The organism is Pelomonas baiyunensis (genome assembly GCF_043555935.1).
GTDB lineage: Bacteria > Pseudomonadota > Gammaproteobacteria > Burkholderiales > Burkholderiaceae_C > Pelomonas > Pelomonas baiyunensis.
On sequence record NZ_JBIGIB010000003.1, the window covers coordinates 125,085 to 147,948 of the forward strand.

General features: G+C 70.8%; 19 protein-coding genes. 5 read left to right on the plus strand and 14 right to left on the minus strand.

Annotated features, from left to right (window positions below):
- Positions 1-75 precede the first annotated feature (75 nt).
- Positions 76-1,998, minus strand: a complete 1,923-nt coding sequence (locus tag ACG01O_RS11055) for a PrkA family serine protein kinase (protein WP_394384471.1) — start codon at positions 1,996-1,998, stop codon at positions 76-78.
- 478 nt (positions 1,999-2,476) lie between these two features.
- On the opposite strand from ACG01O_RS11055, the gene ACG01O_RS11060 reads away from it, so the two are divergent.
- The gene (locus tag ACG01O_RS11060) at positions 2,477-4,690 is read left to right on the plus strand and encodes a formylglycine-generating enzyme family protein (RefSeq protein WP_394384473.1); all 2,214 of its coding nucleotides are present in this window, start codon (positions 2,477-2,479) and stop codon (positions 4,688-4,690) included.
- Between the two features lie 41 nt (positions 4,691-4,731).
- Here the strand turns inward: ACG01O_RS11060 and ACG01O_RS11065 are convergent, their stop codons facing one another.
- From ACG01O_RS11065 to ACG01O_RS11080, 4 genes are read right to left on the minus strand one after another with little or no spacing between them, the layout of a single operon-like run.
- A complete protein-coding gene (locus ACG01O_RS11065) occupies positions 4,732-5,640 on the minus strand; it encodes a ParB/RepB/Spo0J family partition protein (protein WP_394384475.1) in 909 nt (302 codons plus the stop codon).
- 23 nt (positions 5,641-5,663) lie between these two features.
- Entirely contained in the window at positions 5,664-6,563 is a 900-nt protein-coding gene (locus ACG01O_RS11070; protein ID WP_394384477.1) for a substrate-binding periplasmic protein, read from the minus strand.
- A gap of 11 nt (positions 6,564-6,574) precedes the next feature.
- A complete protein-coding gene (locus tag ACG01O_RS11075) occupies positions 6,575-7,105 on the minus strand; it encodes an RBBP9/YdeN family alpha/beta hydrolase (protein WP_394384479.1) in 531 nt (176 codons plus the stop codon).
- 4 nt (positions 7,106-7,109) lie between these two features.
- On the minus strand, positions 7,110-7,808 hold the full coding sequence (locus ACG01O_RS11080) for an SDR family NAD(P)-dependent oxidoreductase (RefSeq protein ID WP_394384481.1): 699 nt from the start codon (positions 7,806-7,808) through the stop codon (positions 7,110-7,112).
- A 62-nt stretch (positions 7,809-7,870) separates the two neighbouring features.
- Here ACG01O_RS11080 and argC point away from each other — a divergent pair, with 62 nt between their 5' ends.
- The 4 genes from argC to ACG01O_RS11100 all read left to right on the plus strand — a co-directional run bounded on the left by argC (position 7,871) and on the right by ACG01O_RS11100 (position 13,265).
- Positions 7,871-8,818: an N-acetyl-gamma-glutamyl-phosphate reductase gene (gene argC / locus ACG01O_RS11085; protein WP_394384484.1), complete on the plus strand. Its 948-nt coding sequence runs from the start codon at positions 7,871-7,873 to the stop codon at positions 8,816-8,818.
- A 116-nt stretch (positions 8,819-8,934) separates the two neighbouring features.
- A complete protein-coding gene (locus ACG01O_RS11090; RefSeq protein ID WP_394384486.1) occupies positions 8,935-11,316 on the plus strand; it encodes a hypothetical protein in 2,382 nt (793 codons plus the stop codon).
- Positions 11,313-12,692, plus strand: a complete 1,380-nt coding sequence (locus tag ACG01O_RS11095) for an esterase/lipase family protein (RefSeq protein WP_394384488.1) — start codon at positions 11,313-11,315, stop codon at positions 12,690-12,692. Before ACG01O_RS11090 ends, ACG01O_RS11095 begins: the two co-directional genes overlap by 4 nt.
- A gap of 63 nt (positions 12,693-12,755) precedes the next feature.
- Positions 12,756-13,265 (plus strand): GNAT family N-acetyltransferase, encoded by a 510-nt coding sequence (locus ACG01O_RS11100; RefSeq protein ID WP_394384490.1) that lies wholly within the window; start codon positions 12,756-12,758, stop codon positions 13,263-13,265.
- A 63-nt stretch (positions 13,266-13,328) separates the two neighbouring features.
- On the opposite strand, the gene ACG01O_RS11105 is transcribed toward ACG01O_RS11100, so the two are convergent.
- The 9 genes from ACG01O_RS11105 to mnmG all read right to left on the minus strand — a co-directional run bounded on the left by ACG01O_RS11105 (position 13,329) and on the right by mnmG (position 22,802).
- On the minus strand, positions 13,329-15,128 hold the full coding sequence (locus tag ACG01O_RS11105; protein ID WP_394384491.1) for a hypothetical protein: 1,800 nt from the start codon (positions 15,126-15,128) through the stop codon (positions 13,329-13,331).
- Between the two features lie 76 nt (positions 15,129-15,204).
- Positions 15,205-16,263, minus strand: coding sequence for an OmpA family protein (locus ACG01O_RS11110; RefSeq protein ID WP_394384493.1), 1,059 nt, complete (start codon positions 16,261-16,263; stop codon positions 15,205-15,207).
- Between the two features lie 14 nt (positions 16,264-16,277).
- A complete protein-coding gene (locus ACG01O_RS11115; protein ID WP_394384495.1) occupies positions 16,278-17,324 on the minus strand; it encodes an OmpA family protein in 1,047 nt (348 codons plus the stop codon).
- A 109-nt stretch (positions 17,325-17,433) separates the two neighbouring features.
- Complete coding sequence (locus tag ACG01O_RS11120) at positions 17,434-18,186, minus strand: GNAT family N-acetyltransferase (RefSeq protein WP_394384497.1); 753 nt, start codon at positions 18,184-18,186, stop codon at positions 17,434-17,436.
- Positions 18,179-18,721 (minus strand): GNAT family N-acetyltransferase, encoded by a 543-nt coding sequence (locus tag ACG01O_RS11125; RefSeq protein WP_394384499.1) that lies wholly within the window; start codon positions 18,719-18,721, stop codon positions 18,179-18,181. The genes ACG01O_RS11120 and ACG01O_RS11125 overlap by 8 nt, the downstream gene beginning before the upstream one ends.
- A complete protein-coding gene (locus ACG01O_RS11130) occupies positions 18,718-19,494 on the minus strand; it encodes a ParA family protein (protein ID WP_394384501.1) in 777 nt (258 codons plus the stop codon). The genes ACG01O_RS11125 and ACG01O_RS11130 overlap by 4 nt, the downstream gene beginning before the upstream one ends.
- Positions 19,495-19,528: 34 nt before the next feature.
- Positions 19,529-20,143: a LysE family transporter gene (locus ACG01O_RS11135; protein ID WP_394384503.1), complete on the minus strand. Its 615-nt coding sequence runs from the start codon at positions 20,141-20,143 to the stop codon at positions 19,529-19,531.
- Positions 20,144-20,214: 71 nt separating this feature from the next.
- Positions 20,215-20,841, minus strand: a complete 627-nt coding sequence (rsmG, locus tag ACG01O_RS11140) for a 16S rRNA (guanine(527)-N(7))-methyltransferase RsmG (RefSeq protein WP_394384504.1) — start codon at positions 20,839-20,841, stop codon at positions 20,215-20,217.
- On the minus strand, positions 20,838-22,802 hold the full coding sequence (gene mnmG / locus ACG01O_RS11145; protein ID WP_394384506.1) for a tRNA uridine-5-carboxymethylaminomethyl(34) synthesis enzyme MnmG: 1,965 nt from the start codon (positions 22,800-22,802) through the stop codon (positions 20,838-20,840). The genes rsmG and mnmG overlap by 4 nt, the downstream gene beginning before the upstream one ends.
- Positions 22,803-22,864: the final 62 nt, after the last annotated feature.

The following is a 22,864-nucleotide window of genomic DNA, read 5'->3' on the forward strand; positions in this document are numbered from 1 at the left end:
CGCCGGGCCGCCCCAAGCCGGCCCGCATCCCCTCGGGGGATCTGCCGATGTACGCGTCGGACGAGGGGTTCATGTTCAGCTGCTCTTGCGCACCCTCAGGTACCACTCGCACAACAGCCGCACCTGCTTGGCCGTGTAGCCCTTGTCCACCATGCGCTGCACGAAGTTCTCGTGCTTCTTGGCATCCTCGGCGCTGGCCTTGGCGTTGAAGCTGATGACGGGCAGCAACTCCTCGGTGTTGGAGAACATCTTTTTCTCGATCACCGTGCGCAGCTTCTCGTAGCTCGTCCAGTTCGGGTTCTTGCCCGCGTTGTTGGCGCGCGCCCGCAGCACGAAGTTGACGATCTCGTTGCGGAAGTCTTTCGGGTTGGAGATGCCCGCGGGCTTCTCGATCTTCTCCAGCTCGGCGTTCAGCGCCGCGCGGTCGAACACCTCGCCGGTGTCGGTGTCGCGGTACTCCTGGTCTTGAATCCAGTAGTCGGCATAGGTCACGTAGCGGTCGAAGATGTTCTGGCCGTACTCGGAATAACTCTCCAGGTAAGCGGTCTGGATCTCCTTGCCGATGAACTCGGCGTAGCGCGGGCTCAGCTGCTCCTTGATGAAGCCGACGTACTTTTCTTCCAGGTCTTTCGGGAACTGCTCGCGCTCGATCTGCTGCTCCAGCACGTACATCAGGTGCACCGGGTTGGCCGCCACTTCGGCCGCGTCGAAGTTGAAGACCTTGGAGAGGATCTTGTACGCAAAGCGCGTGCTGATACCGCTCATGCCTTCGTCCACGCCGGCGTAGTCGCGGTACTCCTGGTAGCTCTTGGCGCGCGGGTCGGTGTCCTTCAGGTTCTCGCCGTCGTAGATCTGCATCTTGCTGAACAGCGACGAGTTCTCGGGCTCCTTCAGCCGGGTCAGCACCGCGAACTGGCTCATCATCTTCAGCGTGCCCGGGGCGCACTTGGCCTCCGACAGCGACGACCCGCGGATGAGCTTTTCGTAGATGCGCACCTCCTCGCTCACGCGCAGGCAGTACGGCACCTTCACGATGTAGACGCGGTCCAGGAAGGCCTCGTTGTTCTTGTTGTTGCGGAAGGTCTTCCACTCGCTTTCGTTGCTGTGCGCGAGCACGATGCCGTCGAACGGAATCGCGCCGAAGCCTTCGGTGCCCTTGTAGTTGCCTTCCTGCGTGGCGGTCAGCAGCGGGTGCAGCACCTTGATGGGCGCCTTGAACATTTCCACAAACTCCAGCAGGCCCTGGTTGGCCAGGCACAGGCCGCCGGAGTAGCTGTAGGCGTCGGGGTCGTCTTGCGCGTAGGTTTCGAGCTTGCGGATGTCGACCTTGCCCACCAGGCTGGAGATGTCCTGGTTGTTCTCGTCACCCGGCTCGGTCTTGGCCACGCCCAGTTGCTTGAGCACGCTGGGATAGCGCTTGACCACCTTGAACTTGCGGATGTCGCCGCCGAACTCGTCCAGCCGCTTCACGGCCCAGGGCGAGAGGATGCGGTTGAGATACCGGCGCGGAATGCCGTAGTCGCGCTCCAGCAGCGGGCCGTCTTCGGTGGGGTCGAACAGGCCCAGCGGCGACTCGTTCACCGGCGAGCCCGCGAGTGAGTAGAACGGCACCTGCTCCATCAGCTGCTTCAGCCGCTCGGCAATGCTGCTCTTGCCGCCGCCCACGGGGCCCAGCAGGTAGAGGATCTGCTTCTTTTCCTCCAGCCCCTGCGCCGCGTGGCGGAAGTAGGACACCACCTGCTCGATGGCTTCTTCGAGGCCATAGAACTCGGCGAAGGCCGGGTAGATCTTGATCGTCTTGTTGGCGAACAGGCGCGACAGCCGGGGGTCGTTGCGCGTGTCCAGCATCTGCGGCTCGCCGATGGCCTTGAGCATGCGCTCGGCGGCCGTGGCGTAGGCCAGGGGGTTGCGTTTGCACTCGGCGAGGTACTCCTCCAGCGAGAGTTCCTCGACCTTGCTGCGCTCGTAGCGCGCGGCGAAGTGGCTGATCACGTCCATGTCGACCTCCTGCGGTGTGAACTCCACAGGGCCACAGGCACGATGCGTGCCCGAGGGGCTGGGGGGTTCTGATCGCGCCTCAACTGCAAGGCGTCATCGGAACTCTCCAATCACTCGACCAACCCAGCTTGCCGCCGGGCGCGGGAGGCTGATCGCAGGAACAGACCACCGCTGACCCTCCAACACCACGGCTTGCCATTCGGTTGACGGGTTGCGATCCAGCATACGCCCGCCGCACAGGCAAGACCTGTCACTTTTCAGGCAAACCACACGAACCACCCGGGTTTGGTGGGTTCATGCTGAGGGCAGGGGCCGGGTGTTTCACGCTGAAACAACTCGCGGCCTGTCGATGAAGGCGAGGCGGCGTGCGGGTTCGTCCGCGCATGACGGGCGCGGTGCGCCGCTGGCATCATGAAAGCGGTTTCGCCGGCCGCTGGTTGAGGGCCCCTCTTTGGCTTTGCCCCTGCCCAGGACGTCCATGCCCCGCCTTTCATTGCTGTGTGCCGCTGCCGTGCTCGCGGGCGCCCTGGGCGCGCACGCCGCACCCGCCGACACCCCCTCCGCCAACGCCATGAAGATCACCGTGCGCGGCACGCAAATCGCCGGCCCCGACCAGGACGACCGCGGCGAGCCCGACTGGCTGGCCCGCATGAACAACTGGCGGCGCGACCCCGCCACCACGCACGCCGCGTGGCTGCAGGCCCTGCAGCAATGGCGGCGCGAGCAGCTGCAGCGCATCGGCTTTGACGACGCCCAGTACCGCCGGCCCGACCTGCAGTGGACGCAGCGCAGCTTCGTACAACCGCAGGTGATGGTGGAAGACCGCCTGCTGTACGACCCGGTGAAGCGCGTCTACACCGTGAGCCGCTTGCTGGACAACCTGCGCCAGCGCTACGGTGGCATCGACAGCGTGCTGCTGTGGCCGGTGTACCCCAACAGCGGCGTGGACGACCGCAACCAGTGGGACCTGCTGCGCGACATGCCCGGCGGTGTGGCCGGCGTGAAGGCCATGGTGCAAGACTTCCAGCGCCAGGGCGTGCGCGTGTTCTTCCCCACCATGCCGTGGGACGTGGGCACGCGCGACGAAGGCCCCAGCCAGGCCGAGGCGACGGTGGAACTGCTCGCGTCCATCGGCGCCGATGGCGTGAACGGCGACACCATGGCCGGCCTGCCCTTCGACTTCCTGCGCGCCGCGGAGGCCCGTGGCGTGCCGATGGCGCTTGAGCCCGAGCTGCCGCTGCAGGACGACGCGATGCTCGCCTTCAACACGCTGAGCTGGGGCTACTGGGACACGCCCTTCGTGCCCATGGTCAGCAAGTGGAAGTGGCTGGAGCCGCGCCACCTGGTGCATGTGTGCGACCGCTGGGCCACCGACCGGCACGAGATCCTGCAAGCGGCTTTCTTCAACGGCACGGGCATCCAGAGTTGGGAGAACGTGTGGGGGTGGTGGAACGGCATCACGCCGCGCGATGCGGCGGCGCTCAAGCGCATTGCCGGCGTGTACCGCGGCTGGCCGGCGCTGCTGTCCAGCGCGGGCTGGGAGCCGCACGTGCCCACGGGCCAGTACGGCGTGTATGCCAGCCGCTTCCCCGGCGACACGGCCACGCTGTGGACGGTGGTGAACCGCAACGACTTCGCCGTGGGCGAGCTGCCGTTGACCATGGCTCACGAGCCGGGCGCGCGCTATGTGGACGCGTGGAACGGCCGCGAGCTGAAAGCCGAGGTGGGCGCCGATGGCCGCGCCACCGTGACCCTGGCGTTGGAGCCGCGCGGTTTCGGCGCGTTGGTGCAACTGCGCAGCGCGGACGCGGTGGCGGCGGCCCAGCCGGTGCTGCAGGCGCAGCGCGCGCTGGCCGAGAAGCCACTCGCGGCGTACTCACGCGAATGGAAGCCGCTGCCGCAGCGGCTCGTGCCGCAGGCGCCCACACCGCGCGTGAAGGCCGCGCCCGCCGGCATGGTGACGGTGCCGGCCACGCCGGCCTACGACTTCCGCGTGACGGGCCTGCAGATCGAAGGCGAGAACCGCCCGGGGCTGGACGTGCAGTACCCGTGGGAGACCATCGCGCGGCGCGAGCACGTGCACCGCATGGCCATCCAACGCTTTCACATCGATGTGCACCCGGTCACCAACGAGGCGTTCGCGCGCTTCGTGCAGGCCACGGGCTACCGGCCGGCGGACGACCACCACTTCCTCGCGCACTGGCGCGACGGGCAGCCGGCGCCGCAAGACCTGAAGCGCCCCGTGGTGTGGGTGGGCCTGGAAGACGCCCGCGCCTACTGTCGCTGGGCCGGCAAGCGTCTGCCGCATGAGTGGGAATGGCAGTACGCCGCGCAGGGCACCGACGGCCGGCGCTACCCGTGGGGATCGGGCTGGCGCGACGACCTCGTGCCCCCCACCCACACCGCGCGCCACCTGCCGGTGCTGGCCGAGGTGGGCCGCTACCCGCAGGCGGCCAGCCCCTTCGGCGTGCAGGAGCTGGTGGGCCACCTGTGGCAGTGGACGGATGAGTTCGAGGACGACCGCACCCGCGCGGCCATCGTGCGCGGCGGCAGCCCGTACCAGCCGCAGGGCGCGTCCTGGTATTTCCCCAACACGCGCCGGCTGGACCAGCACGGCAAGCTGCTGCTGATGGCCCCGTCGAAGGATCGCTCGGGGCTGATCGGTTTTCGCTGCGTGGCCGACGCTGACTGAGGCTGCGCGGCCTCAGGGGGCGATCGGCAGGGGGCGCTGGGTCAGCCCGCGTCGCTGCGCAGCTTGTCGAGGATGCCCGACAGGGCGTCCAGCGAGTCGAAGTGGATGGCCAGCTCACCGCTTTGGCCGCCCTTCTTGGTCCGCTTCTTCACGCGCACTTCCACGGTGGCGCCCAGCGCGTCGGCCAGCTCTTCTTCCAGGCGCAGCACGTCGCGGCTCTTGTCGCCCTTCACGCGCAGCAGCGGCGTTTGGCGCGCGGCGCCCTGGGTCTTGGCCACCAGCTTCTCGGCCTCGCGCACACTCAGCTTCTTGGCGGCAATTTCGCTCGCGGTGGTGATCTGCGTGGCGCCTTCCAGCGGCAGCAGCGCGCGGGCGTGGCCCATGTCCAGGTCGCCGGCCATCAGCATGTTCTGCACTGGGGCGGCCAGGTTCAGCAGGCGCAGCAGGTTGCTGGCGGCGCTGCGCGAGCGGCCCACGGCCTGCGCGGCCTGTTCGTGCGTCAGGCCGAACTCGTCGGTCAAGCGCTTCAGGCCCTGGGCTTCTTCCAACGGGTTGAGGTCTTCGCGCTGGATGTTCTCGATCAGCGCCATCGCGGCGGCCGATTCGTCCGGCACGGCCTTCACCAGCACCGGCACTTCGCGCAGGCCGGCCAGCTTGGCGGCACGGAAGCGCCGTTCGCCAGCGATGATTTCGTAGCTCACCCCGCCGTTCGGCGTGATCGGGCGCACGAGGATGGGCTGCATGATGCCCTGGCCCTTGATGCTCTCGGCGAGCTCGTACAGCGAGCCCTCGTCCATGCGCGTGCGCGGCTGGTACTTGCCGGCCTGCAGCTGCTCCAGCTTCAGCGTGCTGGGCGTGCCCTCCCGCTCGGGGGCAGGGGTGTCGCTGACCTTGGGGCCCAGCAGGGCTTCCAAGCCGAGGCCGAGGCCTTTGGGTTTCTTCGTTGCCATGGGGCGGATTGTCGGGGATGCGTTCAGTGGGCCGGCCGGCCAGGCATGAACATCAACGGCTCGGGAATCGCGTCGAAGGCGCGGGTCCACTGGGGGTTGGGCAACTGCAGCACCCGCTCGGGCAGCGGCCGCTGGCCGGTGAGCACGGGGCCGAGGCGGGCGTCGCGCCGCAGCAGGGCTTGGGCGCGGCCGTCGTTGAAGATGGCCTGCAGCCCGCGGCTCAGGGCCTGGCGCAGGGCGGGCTGGCCGCGCCGCACCACCAGCACGCGTGCAAAGCGGTAGTGCAGGCACCAGTCCTCCAGCACCACCACCGAAGGGGCCAGGTGCCGGAAGGTGTCCAGCAGCGTGCCGGCTTCGTCGGCGCCCAGCGGGAAGGCGTCGAACCGGCCCGCCTCCAGCATGCGGAACAGGGCCAGGAATTCGGCCTCCTGCACGCTCAGGCCGGCGGCGCGCAGGATGTAGTTGTCCACCCAGTCGGGGCCCTGGCCGAAGCTCAGGCGGCGCAGGTCGGTCAGGTCATGCACCTGGCGCAGCGCGGCCACGCGGTCGCGGCGCACCAGCATCACGCGGTAGCCGCACAGGCCCAGGTCCAGCGGAAAGGGCAGCACCTCCGCGCGCTCGGCCAGGCGTGGGGCGGCGCCGGCGTCCATGACGTTGAACTCGCCGGACTCCAGGCTTTTGAAGGCCCGCACCGAGGGCAGCTCTTCCGCCGTCAGGCGCAGCCGGAAGGGCTGGCCCGAGGCCTCCAGCGCCAGGCGCAGCAGCTGGTAGGCGTAGCCGTCGACCGGCCGCTCAGGCATGCGCGGGTACACAGCCTCGATCGGGCTCGCGGCCGCCGTGGCCGGCGGCATGGCCGCAGTGAAGGAGGCCGAGCCCAGCAGCCATTGGCGGCGCTGGGGGTCGGGTGGCGGGTGGTGCCGCATCGAGCCTGGGGTCAGGCGGTGCGCAGGCCGTGCAGCAGCGCGCGGCCTTCGGGCCAGTCGCCCAGGCCCGAGTCGGCGTTCAGGTGCCCGCGCGGGCCGGCGATGACGACGCTGCTGCCCCAGTCGGCCGCCATCTGCGTGCTGCGCTCGGCGGCGCCAAAAGGGTCGTCGCTGCTGATGACGGCGATGCTCGGAAACGGCAGGCGGCTGCGGCGGATGGGGCGCCAGTTGTGCAGCTGGGGCGGGGTGTCGTCGCGCTCGGTGTCGGGCGGGGCCACCAGCAGCGCGCCTTTCACGCGGGCGGTGTGTTGCGAATGCTCGGCCCAGCTGGCCACCAGCTGGCAGCCCAGCGAGTGCGCCACCAGCAGGGCCGGGGCGTCGTCTTGCAGCAGCACTTCGTCCAGGCGGCTCATCCAGTCGCCGCGGCGCGGCCAGTCCCAGTCGTGCTGCTCCACGCGCAGGTCGCCATGCAGCCGCTCCCACCGGCTTTGCCAATGGTCGGGGCCGGAGTTCTGCCAGCCGGGGAGGAGCAGGACGCGCATCGCTTCAGACTCCCGCGAAGTCCTGGGCGCTGACCCATCGGCCGCTGACGCCGTCCGTCGCCAGCACGGGCACCAACGCACCGGGCAGCACGCTCTCGACCGCCCCAGGCGCGTTCGGGCCGCCGAGGTCCGTGCGCAGCCAGCCGGGGTCGAGCAGGTTCATCGTGACGCCGGTGCCGGCGAGCTTGGGCGCGGTGTCGCGGACGAACTTGTCCAGCGCCGCCTTGGACGCGGCATAGGCCATCAGTTCCGGCTGGTCCTTGATGCCCGAGGTCACGTTGACGATGCGTCCCCAACCCTGGGCCAGCATCGCCGGCAGGAAATGGTTGCTGAGCAGGATGGGTGCGATGGTGTTGACGCGAAAGCTCAGCTCGTAGTCGGCGGGCACGACGCTCAGCCAGTCCGCGTGATAGGGCGTCATCAGCGCCGCGTTGTTGTAGAGGATGTCCAGCGTGCCGCCGCACAGGGCGCTCACCTCGGCGGCGAGTCGCAGCACGGCGGCGCTGTCGCTCAGCTCGGCCGCCACCGTGTGCACGTGGGTGCCTTGGCTGCGCAGGCGGTCAGCGAGCGGGGCTGTCGCGTCGAGCGTGCGGCTGTGCAGGATGAGCCGGCAGCCCTCCTCGGCCAGCGCCTGGGCGACCTGCTGGCCGATGCCGCGGCTGGCGCCGGTGACCAGGGCCCAACGGTTGACGAGAGGTTTCATGCGGGTGTGCTCCAGCAGAGACAATCACGGACGCGATTATTTCCGCTCAAGGAGTTCGAGGCATGACGTTCAAGGTGTTTGTGGATGGACAAGAGGGCACAACGGGTCTGCGGATTCACGAGTACCTCGCGGCCCGCACCGACATCGAGGTGCTGAAGATCGACGCCGACAAGCGCAAGGACCCCGCCGAGCGCGCCCGCCTGCTGAACGCCGCTGACGTGGCCTTCCTGTGCCTGCCCGACGCCGCCTCGCGCGAGGCGGCGGCCATGATCACCAACCCCAACACCTGCCTGATCGACGCCAGCACCGCGCACCGCACCGTGCCGGGCTGGACCTTCGGCCTGCCCGAACTGGCCCAGGGCCAGCGCGACGCGATCCGCGCGGCCAAGCGCATCGCCAACCCCGGCTGCCATGCCAGCGCCTTCATCCTGGCGGTGCGCCCGCTGGTGGACGCCGGCCTGCTGCCGCCGAGTGCGGCCGTCAGCGCCACCTCCATCACCGGCTATTCGGGCGGCGGCAAAAGCATGATTGCCGAGTACGAGCAGCAGCCGCTGCCCGCCCACCTGCAGGCGCCGCGCCCCTACGGCCTGGGCCTGAAGCACAAGCACCTGCCGGAAATGATGGCCCACACCGGCCTGGCCACGCCGCCGGTGTTCATGCCCATCGTCAGCAGCTTCTACAAGGGCCTGGCGGTGAGCGTGCCGCTGCACCTGAGCCAGTTCACGCCCGGCACCACGCCCGAGGCCGTGCACGCCGCTATCGCCGCGCATTACGAAGGCGAGCGTTTCATCCGCGTGATGCCGCTGCGCGACGCGGCCACGCTGGAGGGCGGCTTCTTTGATGTGCAGGGCTGCAACGACACCAACCGCGTGGACGTGTTCGTGTTCGCGTCGGACACGCAGGTGCTGGTCATGGCCCGGCTGGACAACCTCGGCAAGGGCGCCAGCGGCGCGGCCGTGCAGAGCATGAACGTCCACCTGGGTGTGGAAGAGAGCCTGGGCCTGGTCTGACGCCGCCGCCCGGCGCTGCCGCGGCTGGCGATACTGCGCCCGCCGTCACAACAACAGCGCAGGGAGAGCGGACGATGGGTGCAGCGGGGTCATCGCCACGGGCGTGGCTGAACGGGGTGTGCCTGGCCAGTGCCAGCGACCGCCGGGGCCGGCCCCTGGGGGCCCCCGCGGACGACGGCCGGCAGCTGCTGGCCCAGCAGGCGCTGCGCTGGACCCACGTGGTGCGATCGCGCCAGCGCTGGGTGCACGACCCGGCCCTGCGTGAGCAACTGGAAGCCTCGGCCCGCGAGAGCCTGGCCGCGCTGGGCCTGGACGAAGCCCGGCTGGACGCCCTGGCGCGCGAGCCGCTGCTGGTGGTGCGCATGCCCTTTCGCCACGAGGCGCTGGGCTGGGAGGGGCGCGTGCTGCCCTGGGAGTACCTGCTGGCCGCCGCCACGCGCAGCCGCCGGCGCAGCCCCACGGGCCGCCCGCAGCCGCTGACGGTGATTCGCGAGCTGCAGGTGCAGCTGGAAGACCGGGGCCAATGGACGGTGCGCCCGCCGCCACGCGTGGCCCTGCCGCGCCCGCCGCGTGCGCTGTTCGTGGCCGCGCTGCCGCCGGAGCTGCGTGCCGCCTGGCCGGTGGACGCCGAGCTGGCCCAGTTCCGCCGCGCGCTGCCGGCCGATGTGGTGACCCTGCGCGTGTTGCAGCACCCCAGCCTGGACGAGTTGGCGCAGGCGCTGCGCGAGTTCCAGCCCACGCTGCTGCACATCGCCGGGGTGGATGCCCACCAAGGCCTGCGCGAGTTGCAGCGCCTGGGCGCCACGCCGGGCCGCGTGAGCGTGCGCGGCAGCGAGCCCGGCGCCGCTGCGCAGCCCTGGGCTCTGGACGCCCTGCTGGCCGACCGCCATGCCCGCGTGGACGGTCTGCTGCTGCGCGGGCCCGAGGGCGAGCCGCAGCTGGTGCCGGCCCAGGTGCTGGCCCGGGTTGCGGCGCAGGCGGCCCAGGGCGCCGAGGTGCCCATCTACCTGACCACCTTCAACGTGTGGAACAGCGCGGCGCGGCTGGCGCCGCTGATGGTGGGCGAGGGCGCCTCGCTGGCGGCGGTGGGCTTTCAGGATGCGTTCGACGACGCGCTGGCCGAGTTCATGCTCGTGCAGCTGCTGCAGGGCTTGTTCGCCAACGGCTTTGACCTGCCGCGTGCGTTCGAGCGGGCCTGGCTCATCGTGCGCGAACTGCCCGGTGCGGTGGACGCCACGGGCGTGACGCTGTGGGCCGGCGCCCCGGTGCTCGCGCCACCCGCCGCCGAAAAGCGCCGCCCCCGCCGCGAGGCGGAGCCTGTGCCACGCGGCGCCCCGCCCGAACCCGTGCGCGCGCGGCCGCCGGTGCGCTGCCAGATCGAGCCGCTGGCGGAGTTGAACTTCGCCGCCCTGCACAACGCGCAACCGCTGTTCCGGCACTTCGTGCTCAGCTGCGACGACCCCGCCCAGGCGGCGCCGGTGGACATCGAGGTGACGCTGGACACCGGCACCGAGCAGGTGCGCTTCGAGCGCCACCTCACGCTGCAATTGCAGCGCGAAAAACTGGCCGAGCGCATCCACCTGCCGCTGGCGGCCGACACCGTGCGCGGCCTGCGCGAAGCGGTGCTGGCCACGCTGCGGGTGCGCGTGGTGCAGGGCGCGCAGGTGCTGCACGACGACAGCCACCGCCTGCGCCTGCTGCCGGCCGACCAGTGGCGCGACAACGCGCACGACGGCCGCTGGCTGCCGTCCTTTGTGCTGCCGCGCGACCCGGCCGTGAGCCGCGTGGTGCAGCAGGCCCAGCGCTACAACCGCGTGCTGCGCGACGACCCCAGCGCCGGCTTCGAGGGCTACCAGGGCGTGCCGGCCACCGCGCTGGGCCGCAGCGGGCCGGCAGACGACGCCCTGCTGCGCCGCGTGGACTGCCAGGTCGAAGCCCTGTGGGCCGCGCTGCTGCACGACCGCCAGCTGGGCTACATCAACCCGCCGCCGGCCTACAGCGCGGGGCGCGACTCGCAGCGCCTGCGCACGCCGTCCACCGTGGAGGCCGAAGGCGCGGGCACCTGCATCGACCTGGCGCTGCTGTTCGCCGCCTGCCTGGAGCTGGTGGACATCCACCCGGTGATCTTTCTGCTGGACGGCCACGCCCTGCCCGGCTGGTGGCGGCACGACAGCTTCCGCGACGAATACCTGGGCCTGCGCGAGATGAGCCAGGCGGGCCTGGCCGAAGCCGCGGCCGACAGCGGCGCCGACCCGGCGCGCGGCGTGTCGTGGCAGGCCGGCCGCGCCAGCTGGCCCGAGGTGGCCACCTGGATTCGCGAGCGCAAGCTGGTGCCGCTGGAGGCCGTGAAGCTCACGCAGCACGGCGGCTTCATCGAGGCGATCGAGGCGGGCATTGCAGCCCTCGGGGCGGGGGACCGTTTCGAGTCGCTGCTGGACATTCGGGCGGCCCGCCGCGCGCTGGTGACGCCGCTGCCTTGGGTGGGAGGAGCGCCATGAGCGCGAGCACAGGTTCCAACGGGCCAGACGCCTTGTGGGCGGGGGTGGCCCAGGCGCTGGCCGCGCCACACGCCGCCACAGCAATTGCGCCGGACCGAACCGGCCGCCGGGGGAGCGGGGCCGCTGCCGCGCCCGCCCAGGCCGCCGTGCGCCTGGTGCGCGAGGACGGCTTGCTGCGCTGGGTGTACGAGCCGGCCGAGGCCCGCGCGGTGCCGGCGCCCGGCCGGCGCAGCTGGCGGGTGGACGCCCTGCAGCCGCGCGAGACGGTGCAGCGCTTCACCTTCCCCGAACTGGGCGAAAACGAGGTGACCGCCGCCCTGCAGCGGCTGGACCAGCGCCTGAACCCGGTGCTGGGCACGCTGGGGCGGCCGGCCGACGGCCTGCGCCGCTGGGACGGCCGCGCCTGGGTGCCGCTGCCGGCGGGGTGTCTGGCAGGGCTGAAGGGCCGGGCGCTGGTGCTGGTGCACGGCACCTTCAGCGCCAGCGCGATGTACGAGAAGGAATTCGCCGCCACGCCGGCCGGCCGGGCGCTGTGGGCGCGTTGGACGCAGGCGGGCGGCCCCTACGCCGCGCTGCTGGCGTTTGACCACCCGACGCTGGCGGTGTCGCCCTGGCTCAACGCGCTGGCGCTGCGGGATGCCCTGAGTGAGGCGCTGTCGGGCTCCACGGCCGAGCTGGACCTGCTGGGCCACAGCCGCGGCGGGCTGGTCATCGCGTGGCTGCTGCGCATGGCGCCGGCCCTGCGCGCGCGCCGGGCGGTGTTCGTGGGCTCGCCGCTGGCGGGCACCTCGCTCGCGGCTCCTGACAAGCTGCGCCAGGCGCTCAACACGCTGGCCAGCCTGGCGGACGCCGTCACAGCCACGGCCGCACGCACCGGCATGGCCGCGCCGCCCGGCGTGGGCGCGCTGGCGCTGGGCGTGGCGGGCCTGGCCTGCGCGCTGGGCCGGGTGCTGCAGCTGGGCGCCCGCACGCCGCTGGCCGACGCGGCGGTGGGCCTGGTGCCGGGCCTGCTGGCCCAGGGCCGGGTGGCCAACAACCTGGAGCTGGCCCAGCTGTGGCCGCTGGACACCCGGGCCGAGCTGCACGCGATTGGCGGCAGTTTCCGGCCGACGGAGGTGGACACGCCGTTGTGGCAACTCTGGAAGCGCGTGACCCATCTGAAAGACCAGGGCCTGTACTACGGCGCCGATCTCGTGTTCGACCAGCCCAACGATCTGGTGGTGGACAGCGCCTCGATGAACGCCGCAGGTGAGCGCTGGCTCACGCCGCCGCACTGGCAGGATCTGGGGCCGAGCGCGACGACGCACCACTGCAACTACTTTCAGGACGAGCGGGTGCTGGGCTGGCTGGGCGACCGGCTGTCAGCGCCGGACTGAACCTCCTCCCCGGGGGCGTGCCCTGCCGGTGCCGGGCGCGCTGCCATGTTTCGGAGTTTTCCCATGACCTGCCCACCCGACGTTGCGGTCATCGACCGCGCCACACCGCAGGATCTCGAGCGCATCGAGAACCTCATGCAGTTCTATAACTACGAACTCAGCGCGTGGTACCCGATCGACTTCGGACCCCAGGGCCTGTACGAGCTGCGCTCGAAGGCGGCGTACTGGGCGCGGCCGGGGGTGGTGCCCTACACCCTCCGGGTGGCCGGCGAGCTGGCGGGCTTTGCAGTGGTGGACGACGAGGTGCTGGACCCGGCGGCCCAGTTCAACCTGGGCTACTTCTTTGTGGCGCGCCGCTACCGCGGGCACGGCCTGGGCCGGCGCCTGGCGCAGGCCCTGATCGAGCGCCACCCGGGCCGGTGGGAGGTTTACCACCTGGAGCGCAACACGCCCGCCCAAGCGTTCTGGACACAGGCGTTGGCGCAGATCACCGGGGCGCCGGTGCTGCCGCGCCGCGAGGTGATCGACGGCTGGCCCGCGCTGCTCTACGCCTTCGCGGCAGGCCCGGCCTGAGCGCCGCGCCGTCGGCCGCGCAGCCACCACGGCCCGCGTGCGGGTGATCGGCGGCCTTGGCGATCAGCGCTGGGGCGCGCCGCGCCCGGCTTCCACCGCCTGCAGCAGGGGTTCGAGGGTGTCGGCGAGGTGGGCGGCGCGCAGGGCTTGGGCATAGGCCGCGGCGTCCTGGCGGTACAGACTGGCCAGCATCAGCACGGCCGCCCAGCCGCCTGGCTGAAGAAGGCTGAGGGAGCTGGACATCCAGTGCATCCCGGCCCAGCGGCTGAAGTCTTGCGCGCTGGGGAGTTGCGCGGCCAGGCCCTGCCAGCGCAGGGCTGGGTCGAAGGCCCGAACCATGCTGTCACGCAGGGCCTGCTCGGCGAACTGCACATGGTCGGCCAGCTCGTCCGGCCACTGGACTTGAAGGTTCAGGTCGCCGCTGTCGATGCCCAGCAGCTCCAGCGGGCCGCGCAGCCAGCGATAGCTCGGCGGGCCGCTGTCCTGCCAGGTGCCCAGCGCGGCTGGGGCGCCCGGCAGGGTGGCAAGCCAATGGGCGGTCAGGGCGGGGGCCTGCCACAGCATCTCGACCTTCAGCTCCGCGCCCGGCAGGGACAGCGGCTTCACCTCGACGCAAAGGGTCTGCTCGACTTCGGTGGACTGGCGGCGCAGGCGCAGCATCAGCGGGCCCTGCTCGACGAGCTGGAAGCCGTGGGCCTGCGCCACGCCGAGCAGACGCGGCAATGCGGCTTCGGCCAGCGCCGGTGCACTCACGGCCTCGTCCTCGTCGTACAGCTGGCTGGGCGCGGCCATCGGCCGCCAGGTGCCGGCCCAGCGGGACTGGGCCTGCAGCACTTGGGCGGCGCGCAGGGCGATCTCGGGGCGGGTGCCTGTGAGGGTCGCGACCCGGCGGGCAGCGTCGCTGAGGTCCCCGCCGTGCACCCAGTGTTGCAGGGCCAGCTGGGTGCGGTTCGTGCCCACGTGGGCCGGCAAAGCCTCCTGAGGGCCCTCGCAGCGCAGGATGCCGGGCAGGTCCCGGCAGGCCTCGAGCAGGGGTATGAACGCATCGACAAACCACGCCAGCAGCGCATCGGCCAGTGCGTCGATCTCGTGCTCGCTGCAGCGCACCGTGTACCAGGGGTCGGGCCGTTCCTGGGCCGCGGCGCCGAAGCGCGGCAGGCCGCCCAGCCGGTGGGTGTGGCAGGGCAGCGTCCGGCCCGGCCGGATCGCCCGCACCAGGGCATGCGGGAGCAGGGGCTCGAGCTCGACCGACGGCTGGATCTTGGGCCCGTCCCAGGCGACCAGGGTCAGCGACTGGATGCCCATGGGCACGGTGCGCGCGAAGCGCAGGCGGCTCATGCGATGGAAGGCCCGGAAGCCATGCGCCTCCAATTCCGGTGCCATGCGCTTCAACAGCCGTTGCAGGGCCCAGGGTCCGCTGCCGGGCTCCAGCCGCGGGGCGGCAGGTGCGGCAGGTGCAGGTGCGGTGGGTGCAGCGGCCGGCGCCGCGGCGGCGGGCTTCAGCGCAAAGCGCCCACGCGGCGTCAGCGCCCAGCCCCCGGGCAGATAGCAACGCCCGGCCTGCTCGTCGAACAGACACAGGCCCAGCGGCAGGGCCAGGCTGACGGCGGCCGGCAGCAGGCGGTCGAGACCGGCGTGGGTCAGGCCGACGCTGAGCACGGCCGAGCCGCCCGTGTCGCCATCGGGCGCGCCTTCCAGCCAGCCGGCGTGGTCCGCCGGGAAGCGGGCCTGCATCGCGTTGGCCCAGCGCAGCAGGCGCTCGTTGCGGCCTGCCGGGGTCGCGCTGAGCCGTTCGTGAAGCGAGGCGGCTTCGGCCAGCGTGGCGGGGCCGGGATGCTCGAACAGGTGGATGACGTAGCTCATGGTGCGGGTGGGTGAGTTCAGCCCATTGTGTTGGCTGCGCCCAAGCGGCAGCCGGTTCGCGAGGGCGGTGTGCGCCTCACTGCGCCACCAGCTCCACGCGCCGGTTGCGGGCGCGGCCGGCGTCGTCGACGTTGCCAGCCACCGGGGCCAGCGAGGCCAGGCCGCGGGCCGTCAGCCGTTTGGGCTCGACCTTGTAGGGCGCGGCGGTCAGCGCCGCCACCACGGCCTGGGCGCGGGCGAGGCTGAGCTTCTCATTAGCCTCGAAGCTACCGACGTTGTCGGTGTGGCCCACGATCCAGGCTTTCAGCGCAGGTTGCTGCTTCAGCAGCTCGGCCATGGCGTCGAGCTGGGCGCTGGACTCGGGCTTGAGCTCGGTCTTGCCGGTGTCGAAGAACAGCCCGGTCAGCGTGACCCGGCCGTCGGCCGCGAGGCCGGCCTGCAGCGCGGCAGGGTCCACGGTGACCTGGCCGGTGGCCATGGCCTTGGGTTCGATGACCTGCAGGTAGGTGGTGACGAGGCCGGTGGACGCGTTGGCAGCCACGGAGGTGTAGAGCAGCACGGTGGCTTCGTGCCCAGCCTTGCCGAGCGTGCCCACCAGCATGCGGCCCTGGTCGTAGCTCAACGCCGAGGTGAGGCTGTAGCGGCTGCCGGTGGGGGTGTCGACGTCGCCCTTGGCCCAGGTGAAGCCTTTGGTGGGGTCGAGCTGGCGCGACCACGCGAAGTACAGGTCGCTGCAGTCGCGCTCGCACACGAAGCGCGGCTTGAAGCCGGCGGCGTTCAGCGCCTGCTGGTAGTTGCGCCACACCTCCAGCGGCGCCTTGCCGCGCGGCGCGATGTACAGCAGCCGGGTGACCTTGCCTTCCAGTTCCACGAGGTCCTTGAACTTGTACTTGTCGGCCTTTTGGAACTCGGGTGCGGCGGGCACGGCGGCGGCGTCCCATTCGATGACGCGCTGCCCGGCCAGCCAGGAGCCAGCGAAGCGCTTGATGAGCGGGTGGTCGGCCCCGCCGGGGGCGTCAGGGGCGAAGCCATCGGCGGCGTGGGCGGGCAGGGCGCTGGCGAGCAGGGTGGCCGTCAGCAGCGCAGCGGTAAGCGGGGTGTAAAGCGGGGACCAAAGCGGGTTGCGGTGACGCATGGCGGTCCTCGGGTTCATTGCAAGACCATCTCGACGCGGCGGTTCTTGGCGCGGCCGTCTTCGCTGGCGTTGGAGGCCACCGGCGCATAGCCGGCGTTGCCGTGCGCGGCCAGCCGGCTGGCCGCGATGCCGCGCTGCGTGAGCGCGGCCACCACGGCCTGGGCGCGGCCCTGGCTGAGCTTGAGGTTGGCGTCCACGGCGCCGACGTTGTCGGTGTGGCCGACGATGAAGACCTTGGCCGCCGGTTGGGCCTTGAGCACGGCGGCCATCTGGTCGAGCTGGGCGTTGCTGTCTGGCTTGAGCTCGGTCTTGCCGGTGTCGAACAGCACGCCGTAAAGCGCCACCTTGCCCTCGGCCTGCAAACCCGCGCTGATGGCCTTGGCGTCCACCGTGACCTGGCCGGTGGGCATGGCCTTGGGCTCGACGATCTCGATGTAGCTGGCGGCGCGGTCGGTGTATTCGTTCTCGGCGATGGAGGTGTAGACCAGCAGCTGCACGGTGCTGCCGCCGCGGCTGAGCGTGCCCACGGTCATGCGGGCCTCGTCGGTGCTGAGGGACATGGGCAGGGCCCAGCGGGCGCCCTGGAAGTTGCTGCCCTTCACGCCGATGAGCGCGCCGGGCGACCAGTTCATGCCCTGGCCGCGGGTGTCGGTGTCCAGCGCGAAGTAGACCGGTTCGCAGCTCTTGAGCTCGCAGCTGAAGCGCGGCTTGAAGCCGGCGGCCATCAGGGCCTGCTGCTGGTTGCGGAAGATCTCCAGCGGCGTCTTGCCCGCCGGGCCCAGGTAGAACAGGCGGGTGACTTTGCCTTCGGCCGAGATCGGGTCCGCAAACTTGTTGCGTTCGGTCTTGGACAGGCCGGCCGCACTGGGCTGCTGCACCGCGGCCCAGTCTTGCTGCGCGTAGCCCACCAGCAGGCTGCCGGTGAAGCGGCTGATGACGGGGTGGTCGGCGCTGCCTTTCACATCGGCGGTGGGCCAACCCTCCGCGGCGTGGGCGGCGCTGCCGACCGTGAGGGACACCAAAGAAGCCAGCAAGGCGAGGGCAGCAGGGCGCAGGGTCATGGCAGGGCGTGAAGTGGGAGCCGGGATGTTGGCCCACACAACGCGGCTGCCCGTGGCGCGGGCGAACTGCAAACAAGGGACACGGCCGCCTGTGCCGCGTCGGCCGCGGTCAGACCAGTTCGGCCTCGGGGCTGCGGTAGTGGTAGCGGTAGGCGAAGACGAAGCCCAGCCGCGTGTACAGGCGCTGGGCCACCGCGTTGTCGCTGCCCACCTGCAGGTAGGCGTGGCGTGCGCCCTGGGCGTGGGCCAGCCCCAGCAGCGCGCGGCACAGGCGCTCGCCGTGGCCTCGGGCGGGCACGGCCGAGAAGATGTCGTACAGGCCCACCAGGTCGCCGGCCACCACCATCTGCCCGCAGGCCAGCAGCTGGCCGGCTGCGTCGTTCAGCGCGAAACCCTGGTAGGTGACGGGGGCGTTAGCGATGCGCTCGGCATGCGCGGCGATGGCGGTGGCCGAGGAGCCTCGCAGGGCGCCGACGGTGGCGGCGTAGGTGGGGGCGTCCAGGGCCTGGAGGGACGCGGGTGCCGGCTCGGGGGCGAGGTCGGCGAGCACCATCACATCGGCCGCGTCGAACGCGCCCCAGCCTTTGGCGGCGAGGTGGGCGTCCAGGTCGGCCGGCTGGCTCCAGGGCGTCACGCGCACGGCCAGCGGCAGGCCGGCGGCATCGAACGCGCGCTGGCAGCGGGCCAGCAGTTCGTCCAGCGGCAGCGTGCCTTCGCGCAGGGCGTTGATGCAGCGCGAGCGCTTGGCTTTGCCGGGCGACAGGCGGATCAGCCAGCCGTCGATGTCGGTCTGCTGGGGCGGGGCGCTGGCGTCGAGGCCGGCGCGTTCGGCGCGCAGCGCGAGGGCAGACAGGTCAGGCATGGTCGAGCAGGCGGGCGGGTTGGCGCCAGACGCAGCGCCACACGGGGTGCTGCTGGCCGGCGAGCGGGTCGCTGAGTTGTGGGCCGTGGAGTTCTGCGCCCAGGCGTTCGTAGAAGCGGCGGGCGGCGGTGTTGGCGTCCAGCACCCACAGGTGCAGTGGGCGGGTGGAGCCGTCGCGTTGCAGCCGCTCGGCCACGGCCTGCATCAGCCGGCGGCCCAGGCCCGCGCCGTGGAGGTCGGGCGCCACGTGCAGGTTGTCGATGTAGTCACCCCAGGTGGGGTCGTGGTCGGGCTGGACGTAGGCGAAGCCCACCACGCGCCCGGCAGCGTCTTCAGCCACCAGGCCCCAGTCGGCGGGGGCGGGCGCCGTTTGCAGCCGGTCGCGCCAGGCGGTGCGGCGTTCGGTGTCGGCTTCGTGGTCGAGGTAGTGGTCGGTGAACACGCCCCGGTAGGTGTTGCGCCAGCTGACCGCGTGCAGGGCGGCCACCGCGTCAGCGTCGGCCGGGGTCATGGGGCGCAGGCGCAGCGCGGTCACCGCATGGTCTCGATGCGCTTGACCATTTCTTTCGCGAACTCGATGAAGGCCTGCGCGCCCTTGGAGCTGGGGTCAAACACCACGCCCGGCAGGCCGTAGCTGGGCGCTTCGGCCAGGCGCACGTTGCGGGGGATGACGGTGTCAAACACCTTGTTGCCGAAGTGGGCCTTGAGCTGGTCACTGACCTGCTGCTGCAGCGTGATGCGCGGGTCGAACATCACGCGCAGCAGGCCGATGATCTGCAGGTCGGGGTTGAGGTTGGCGTGGATCTGCTTGATGGTGTTGACCAGGTCAGTCAGGCCCTCCAGCGCGAAGTACTCGCACTGCATGGGCACGATCACGCCGTGGGCGCTGCACAGGCCGTTGAGCGTGAGCATGGACAGCGACGGCGGGCAGTCGATGAGCACGAAGTCGTAGTCTTTCGACGCCTCGGCCAGCGCGGCCTTGAGCCGGGCTTCGCGGCGTTCCAGGGCCACCAAGTCCACCTCGGCGCCGGCCAGTTCGCGGTTGGCACCCAGCACGTCGTAGCCGGCTTTTTCGGCGTGGGCCTTGGCCTCGGCGATGGTGGCGGACTCCAGCAGCACGTCGTAGACGGTGGTCTCCAGCTTGCGCTTGTCGATGCCCGAACCCATGGTGGCGTTGCCTTGGGGGTCCAGGTCCACCACCAGCACGCGCTGGCCGATCTTGGCCAGGCCGGCGGCGAGGTTGACGGTGGTGGTCGTCTTGCCGACGCCGCCCTTCTGGTTGGCGACGCAGAAAATCTTGGATGCCATCTTCTTCTGGGGCTGTGGATGCTGCGGGAGGGGGCTACTTGGACAGGGCCAGCCGGAGGCCGAAGCCCAGCAGGCACACGCCTGCGATCCGGTTCAGCGTGCGCGTGATCCAGGGCTGGGCGCGCAGTCGGGCGGCGAGGGCGTGGGTCAGGAGCACGGCGATCAGGCCGTACAGAAAGGTCAGTGCCGCGATGGTGGCCGCCATCGCCGCGAAGGTGAGTGCGCCCTGGTGCCGGGCCGGGTCCACGAACAGCGGAAAGAAGGCCATGTAGAACATGATGGCCTTGGGGTTGAGCAGCGTGATGAGGGCGGCTTGCCGGAAGTAGTGGCGGGGGCGGATGTTCAGCACCGGCGCCTCGCCCGGCTTGGCCGTCAGCATGCGCCAGCCCATCCAGGCGAGGTAAGCCGCGCCCAGCCACTGCACGGCATGGAAGGCGGCGGGGTAGGCGGTGAGCAAGGCGGCCACGCCGGCCACGGCCAGCCACAGCAGCACTTGGTCGCCGGCAATGATGCCCAGCGTGGCGGCCAGCCCGCCGCGAATGCCGCCCTTGCCGGTGGAGGTGATCAGCGCCAGGTTGCCCGGGCCCGGGATCGCCAGAAAGATCACGATGGCAGCGACAAAGGCGCCGTAGTCTGCGATGCCGAACATGGGGTGGGCGCGGAGCGCGGCCGGGGTGGGGCGGCCAGTTTAAGCGAGGGGGCTGCCCGCCCCTCGGGCTTTCAGCGTGGGCGCATCCAAACCATGCAGCGCTGGGCGTCCAGCCCGGGCACGGACAGTTGTTCCACGTGAAACACCTCGACGTCGGCCGGCAGTGCGGCGATTTCTTCGGCCGGGTGCTGGCCCTTCATGGCCATCCAGACCGCGCCCGGGGCCAGGTGCTGGCGCGTCAGCGAGGTGAAGTCCACCAGCGACGCAAACGCGCGCGAGGTGATGAGGCCGAAGGGCGCGGTGGCCAGCTGCTCCACGCGGCTGTGCACGCCGTGCAGGTTGGGCAGCTTCAGCTCGGCGGCCACCTGCTGGATGAAGGTGGCCTTCTTGGCCACGGCGTCCACGCAGGTCACATCGGTGCTGGGGCAGCAGATGGCAATCACCACGCCGGGCAGCCCACCGCCAGCGCCCACATCCATCAACCGCTGGGGGGCACCATGGCGCAGCAACGGCGGCAGGGCCGAGAGGCTGTCGATCAGGTGGTGGCTCAGCATCTGCGCCGGGTCGCGAACGGCGGTCAGGTTGTAGACCTTGTTCCACTTCTGCAGCAGGGCGAGGTAGGCCAGCAGCTGGTCGAGTTGGGTGTCGCTGAGGTTCAGGCCGAGTTGGGTGGCGGCGGCTTGGAGGGTGTCTTTCATGCCGCTTCCGTTTCGGTGGTGAAGCCCTTGAACTTGCCCTTCTTCAGGTGCACCAGCAGCAGCGAGATGGCCGCCGGGGTGATGCCGGAGATGCGCGAGGCCTGGCCCAGGGTCTCGGGGCGGTGGGTGTTGAGCTTTTGGCGGGCCTCGAAGGAGAGGGCGTGGACGAGGCTGTAGTCCAGGTCTTCCGGCAGCTTCAGGTGCTCGAAGTGCGCTGCGCGGGCCACGTCGTCCACCTGCTTGTTGATGTAGCCGGCGTACTTGACGCTGATCTCTACCTGCTCGGCCACGAGGTCGGCCAGCTCGGCACCCAGCTCGGCCGCCAGTGTTTCACGTGAAACAGCCAGGCCGGGCTTCGCAATGGCGGCCACCTCGGCCACGGTGTTGAAGTCGACGCCGGGGCGGCGGAGCAGGTCGGCGAGGTTGTACTCGCGCTCCAGCGCCTTGCCCACCAGCCGCTCGGCGTCGGCGGCGGGCAGGATGCCCGGATGCACCCAGGTGCTCTTGAGCTTCTCTGTTTCACGTGAAACAGCGTCGCGCTTGCGGTTGAAGGCAGCCCAGCGTTCGTCGTCCACCAGGCCCAGCTGGCGGCCCACTTCGGTCAGGCGCGCGTCCGCGTTGTCCTCGCGCAGTTGCAGGCGGAACTCGGCCCGGCTGGTGAACATGCGGTAAGGCTCGGTCACGCCCTTGGTGATGAGGTCGTCCACCAGCACGCCGAGGTAGGCCTGGTCACGCGCCGGCGTCCAGGGGCCCGAAAAGTGTGGATTCCCGCGAACCTGCAGCGCGGCGTTCAGGCCGGCGAACAGGCCCTGGGCAGCCGCCTCTTCGTAGCCGGTGGTGCCGTTGATCTGGCCGGCGAAGTACAGGCCCTGGATGACCTTGGTCTCGAAGCTGCTCTTCAGCCCGCGCGGGTCGAAGTAGTCGTACTCGATCGCGTAGCCGGGGCGAATGATGTCGGCGTTCTCCAGGCCCGGGATGCTGCGCACGGCGGCCAGCTGGATGTCGAAGGGCAGGGAGGTGGAGATGCCGTTGGGGTAGAACTCGTGCGTCGTCAGGCCCTCGGGCTCCAGGAAGATCTGGTGCGAGTCCTTGTCGGCGAAGCGGTTCACCTTGTCTTCGATGCTCGGGCAGTAGCGTGGGCCCACGCCCTCGATGACGCCGGTGAACATCGGGCTGCGGTCGAAGCCGCTGCGGATGATCTCGTGCGTGCGGGCGTTGGTGTGGGTGATCCAGCACGGCACCTGCTGCGGATGCATGGCCGTGCTGCCCATGAAGCTGAACACCGGCACCGGCGTCAGATCGCCCGGTTGCGCCTCGCACTTGGAGAAGTCGATGGTGCGGCCGTCGATGCGCGGCGGCGTGCCAGTCTTCAGGCGCCCCTGCGGCAGCTTGAGTTCCTTCAGGCGCGCCGACAGGCTGACCGCCGGCGGGTCGCCCGCGCGGCCGGCGGCGTAGTTCTGCAGGCCCACGTGCACGCGGCCGTCCAGGAAGGTGCCGGCCGTCAGCACCACGGCGCGGGCGCGGAACTGGATGCCGGCCTGCGTCACGGCGCCCACCACGCGGTCGCCTTCCACCATCAGGTCGTCCACGGCCTGCTGGAAGAGCATCAGGTTGGGCTGGTTCTCCAGCCGGCGGCGGATGGCGGCCTTGTAGAGGATGCGGTCGGCCTGCGCGCGGGTGGCGCGCACGGCCGGGCCCTTGCTGCCGTTCAGGATGCGGAACTGGATGCCGCCCTCGTCGGTGGCCAGGGCCATCGCGCCGCCCAGCGCGTCCACCTCTTTCACGAGGTGGCCCTTGCCGATGCCGCCGATGCTGGGGTTGCAGCTCATCGCCCCGAGGGTTTCGATGTTGTGGGTCAGCAGCAGCGTCTGCGCGCCCATGCGCGCGCTGGCGAGGGCCGCTTCGGTGCCGGCATGGCCGCCACCGACGACGATGACGTCGAATTCCTTGGGGTAGAGCATCTCGATCCTGGAAAGAACGCAAGCCCGCGCGAGGGCTCGGGCAAACCCCGAATTTTACGAAG

Coding starts and splice junctions, on each gene's coding strand:
- ACG01O_RS11115 (WP_394384495.1), bottom strand. CDS start 17,324: ATGACCCTGCGCCCTGCTGCCCTCGCCTTGCTGGCTTCTTTGGTGTCC.
- ACG01O_RS11075 (WP_394384479.1), bottom strand. CDS start 7,105: ATGCGCGTCCTGCTCCTCCCCGGCTGGCAGAACTCCGGCCCCGACCAT.
- mnmG (WP_394384506.1), bottom strand. CDS start 22,802: ATGCTCTACCCCAAGGAATTCGACGTCATCGTCGTCGGTGGCGGCCAT.
- ACG01O_RS11080 (WP_394384481.1), bottom strand. CDS start 7,808: ATGAAACCTCTCGTCAACCGTTGGGCCCTGGTCACCGGCGCCAGCCGC.
- ACG01O_RS11095 (WP_394384488.1), top strand. CDS start 11,313: ATGAGCGCGAGCACAGGTTCCAACGGGCCAGACGCCTTGTGGGCGGGG.
- ACG01O_RS11135 (WP_394384503.1), bottom strand. CDS start 20,143: ATGTTCGGCATCGCAGACTACGGCGCCTTTGTCGCTGCCATCGTGATC.
- argC (WP_394384484.1), top strand. CDS start 7,871: ATGACGTTCAAGGTGTTTGTGGATGGACAAGAGGGCACAACGGGTCTG.
- ACG01O_RS11055 (WP_394384471.1), bottom strand. CDS start 1,998: ATGGACGTGATCAGCCACTTCGCCGCGCGCTACGAGCGCAGCAAGGTC.
- rsmG (WP_394384504.1), bottom strand. CDS start 20,841: ATGAAAGACACCCTCCAAGCCGCCGCCACCCAACTCGGCCTGAACCTC.
- ACG01O_RS11070 (WP_394384477.1), bottom strand. CDS start 6,563: ATGCGGCACCACCCGCCACCCGACCCCCAGCGCCGCCAATGGCTGCTG.
- ACG01O_RS11130 (WP_394384501.1), bottom strand. CDS start 19,494: ATGGCATCCAAGATTTTCTGCGTCGCCAACCAGAAGGGCGGCGTCGGC.
- ACG01O_RS11110 (WP_394384493.1), bottom strand. CDS start 16,263: ATGCGTCACCGCAACCCGCTTTGGTCCCCGCTTTACACCCCGCTTACC.
- ACG01O_RS11105 (WP_394384491.1), bottom strand. CDS start 15,128: ATGAGCTACGTCATCCACCTGTTCGAGCATCCCGGCCCCGCCACGCTG.
- ACG01O_RS11060 (WP_394384473.1), top strand. CDS start 2,477: ATGCCCCGCCTTTCATTGCTGTGTGCCGCTGCCGTGCTCGCGGGCGCC.
- ACG01O_RS11065 (WP_394384475.1), bottom strand. CDS start 5,640: ATGGCAACGAAGAAACCCAAAGGCCTCGGCCTCGGCTTGGAAGCCCTG.
- ACG01O_RS11100 (WP_394384490.1), top strand. CDS start 12,756: ATGACCTGCCCACCCGACGTTGCGGTCATCGACCGCGCCACACCGCAG.
- ACG01O_RS11120 (WP_394384497.1), bottom strand. CDS start 18,186: ATGCCTGACCTGTCTGCCCTCGCGCTGCGCGCCGAACGCGCCGGCCTC.